We start from the raw sequence: 3,288 nt of genomic DNA, 5'->3' as shown, positions 1-3,288 counted from the left end.
GAGCAGCGCGCCGAGGGCGGCCAGCGGGCGCGGCAGCGTCCAGTAGCGCCCCGGCCCCCAGCCCTGGGCGGCGCGCAGGCGTTCGACGATCTGGCCCATGGTCAGCGCCTCGGGGCCGACCAGCGCCAGGCTGCACGGCTGCGCCGGCCAGCTGGCCAGCAGGGCGAGCACCGCGGCGCACAGGTCGTCGACGTGCAGCGGCTGCAGGCGCGCGCGGTTGTCCAGCAGCGGCGTCCACGGCCAGGGCGACAGGCGCTGCAGCCAGCGGCTGCTGGCCGCGCCGGGGCCGAGCACCAGCGAGGGGCGCAGCACCACGGCGGGGATGCCGAGGCCGAGCAGGTGGCGTTCGGCGGCGGCCTTGCTGGCGAGGAAGGCGGTGTCGGGGCCGTCCTCGGCGCCGAGGGCGGAGATCTGCAGCACCCGTGCGCCATAGGCGGCGGCCAGCTCGAACAGCGCGCAGGCGCCGAGGTGCTGCACCTCGTCCAGCTGCGTGCGGTCGCTGGACAGCAGGCCGGCGGCATTGATCACCAGCTCGATGCCCTCCGGCCAGGCGAAGCTGCGCGGGTCGCGGGCCAGCTCGGCCAGGTCCAGCACCAGCCAGTCGCCGCTGGCGGCCGGATCGGGCTGGCGCGCCGTGGCGAGGACCTGGTGGCCGGCCGCGCGCAGCGCGACATGCAGGTGGCGGCCGAGGAAGCCGCCGGCGCCGACCAGCAGGATGCGCATCAGCGTGCCCTCCGGGGCGGCGAGTGGGGCTGGTGGGGCATGGCGATCACCTCCCTGTGATCGTGCGCGGCGTCAGCCGAGGAACAGGCGGTAGGCCGGGTCGTCGCTGGCGCACCAGTACGGATAGCCGATGCCGTCCAGCGCCTCGGTGAGCAGCGCCAGGTCGGCGTCCGGCACCTGCATGCCGACCAGCACGCGGCCGTCGGCGGCGCCGTGGTTGCGGTAGTGGAACATCGAGATGTTCCAGCGCCCGCCCAGCTTGTTGAGGAAGTTGAACAGCGCGCCGGGGCGCTCGGGGAACTCGAAGCGGTAGACCCGCTCGTTTTCCGCACCCGGGGCGTGGCCGCCGACCATGTGACGGATGTGCAGCTTGGCCAGCTCGCTGTCGGTCAGGTCGAGCACCGGGAAGCCCTGCTCGCGCAGGCCGGCGACCAGCTGCTCGCGCGGGTCGTTCTCCGGGTGGGTCTGCACGCCGACGAAGATGTGCGCCTGGTCCGGGCGGTTGAAGCGGTAGTTGAACTCGGTGATCGAGCGCTTGCCCAGCGCCTGGCAGAACGCCTTGAAGCTGCCCGGCTTCTCCGGGATGGTCACGGCGATGATCGCCTCGCGCTGCTCGCCCAGCTCGGCGCGCTCGGCGACGTAGCGCAGGCGGTCGAAGTTGACGTTGGCGCCGGAATCGATGGCCACCAGGGTCTGCCCGCTGACGCCCTCGCGCTGCACGTAGCGCTTGATCCCGGCCACGCCGAGGGCGCCGGCCGGCTCGGTGATCGAGCGGGTGTCGTCGTAGATGTCCTTCATCGCCGCGCAGATCTCGTCGGTGGTCACGGTGACCACCTCGTCGACGTGCTCGCGGCAGATGCGGAAGGTTTCGGCGCCGATCTGCGCCACCGCCACGCCATCGGCGAACAGGCCGACTTGGCTGAGCACCACGCGCTCGCCGGCGGCCATGGCGGCGCGCAGGCAGTCGGACTCCTCGGGCTCGACGCCGATCACCTTGATGTCCGGGCGCAGGTACTTGACGTAGGCGGCGATGCCGGCGATCAGGCCGCCGCCGCCGACCGGCACGAAGATCGCGTCCAGGCGCCCCGGCTGCTGGCGGAGGATCTCCATGGCCACGGTGCCTTGCCCGGCGATCACCTCCGGATCATCGTAGGGATGCACGAAGGTGTAGCCCTTCTCCTCGACCAGCTTCAGGCAGTGCGCCAGCGCTTCGGGGAAGGCCTCGCCGTGCAGCACCACCCGCGCGCCGCGGGCGCGCACCGCCTGCACCTTGATGTCCGGGGTGGTCCTGGGCATGACGATCACCGCCTTGATGCCGAGCTTCTTCGCCGCCAGGGCCAGGCCCTGGGCGTGGTTGCCGGCGGAGGCGGCGATCACCCCGCGCGCCTTCTCCTCCTCGCTGAGCAGCGCGGCCTTGTGGTAGGCCCCGCGGATCTTGAAGGAGAACACCGGCTGCAGGTCCTCGCGCTTGAGCAGGATCTGGTTGTTCAGCCGCTCGGAGAGGCTGCGCGCCGGTTGCAGGGGAGTTTCCACCGCCACGTCGTAGACGGGCGAGGTGAGGATCTTCTTGACGTACTGTTCGAGCATCGGAAGGGTTCGCAGGCGGGCTGGCACAATGGGCCCGAGTCTACTCCTGCGCGCGCCGGACGGCCAAGGCAAAGGCCGCACTTTGCGCGGCTTGGCGCTATAATGCCGGCCGTTTTCTCCCTCCTTCTTCGCGGAATCCGTCATGACCCAGGATCAGCTCAAGCAGGCAGTCGCCCAGGCCGCCGTCGACTTCATTCGCCCGCGTCTCGATGGCAAGAGCATCGTCGGCGTCGGCACCGGCTCCACCGCCAACTGCTTCATCGACGCCCTGGCCAGGATCCGCCACGACTTCGACGGCGCCGTGGCCAGCTCCGAGGCCACCGCCGCGCGTCTGAAGAGCCACGGCATCCCGGTCTACGACCTCAACGGCATCGCCGAGCTGGAGTTCTACGTCGACGGCGCCGACGAGGCCGACGCCCGGCTGCAGCTGGTCAAGGGCGGCGGCGGCGCGCTGACCCGCGAGAAGATAGTCGCGGCGGTGGCGCGCACCTTCGTGTGCATCGCCGACCAGAGCAAGCTGGTCGAGCGTCTCGGCGCCTACCCGCTGCCGGTCGAGGTGCTGCCGATGGCGCGCAGCCACGTGGCCCGCGAGCTGGTCAAGCTGGGCGGCGACCCGGTGTACCGCGAGGGCTTCGTCACCGACAACGGCAACATCATCCTCGACGTGCACAACCTGTACATCACCGATGCGGTGGCTCTGGAGCGCGAGATCAACAACATCGTCGGCGTGGTCACCAACGGCCTGTTCGCCGCCCGCCCGGCCGACCTGCTGCTGCTCGGCACCACCGAGGGCGTGCGCCGCCTCGAGCGCTGAGCCCCGCCCCCGGCCGATCCCGACGCCGGCCTGCCTCGCGCAGGCCGGCGTTTTTTCTGCGCGGCCGGCAGCCGGCGCGCATGCCGTCTAGGTTCTGTACGAAAAGTACTGCCGTAGGCACCGCAGCGTGCAAGCCAGGGTGACCATTGCAGCAAAACTTCTTG

General features: G+C 71.0%; 3 protein-coding genes. 1 reads left to right on the top strand and 2 read right to left on the bottom strand.

Going from position 1 to position 3,288, the window contains the following annotated elements:
• Positions 1 to 723, bottom strand: a 723-nt coding sequence (locus tag E5198_RS20720; protein WP_136491796.1) for an NAD-dependent epimerase/dehydratase family protein, incomplete at its 3' end; no start/stop codon positions are given.
• Positions 724 to 795: 72 nt separating this feature from the next.
• The gene (gene ilvA / locus E5198_RS20715; protein WP_136491795.1) at positions 796 to 2,310 is read right to left on the bottom strand and encodes a threonine ammonia-lyase, biosynthetic; all 1,515 of its coding nucleotides are present in this window, start codon (positions 2,308 to 2,310) and stop codon (positions 796 to 798) included.
• Positions 2,311 to 2,452: 142 nt separating this feature from the next.
• On the opposite strand from ilvA, the gene rpiA reads away from it, so the two are divergent.
• Complete coding sequence (rpiA, locus tag E5198_RS20710) at positions 2,453 to 3,124, top strand: ribose-5-phosphate isomerase RpiA (RefSeq protein WP_136491794.1); 672 nt, start codon at positions 2,453 to 2,455, stop codon at positions 3,122 to 3,124.
• Positions 3,125 to 3,288 lie beyond the last annotated feature (164 nt).

This window comes from Pseudomonas sp. A-1, from assembly GCF_004801855.1.
GTDB lineage: Bacteria > Pseudomonadota > Gammaproteobacteria > Pseudomonadales > Pseudomonadaceae > Geopseudomonas.
Note: the sequence above shows the minus strand (reverse complement) of the source record. Positions and strands in the feature narration are given on the sequence as shown.

Coding starts and splice junctions, on each gene's coding strand:
- rpiA (WP_136491794.1), top strand. CDS start 2,453: ATGACCCAGGATCAGCTCAAGCAGGCAGTCGCCCAGGCCGCCGTCGAC.
- ilvA (WP_136491795.1), bottom strand. CDS start 2,310: ATGCTCGAACAGTACGTCAAGAAGATCCTCACCTCGCCCGTCTACGAC.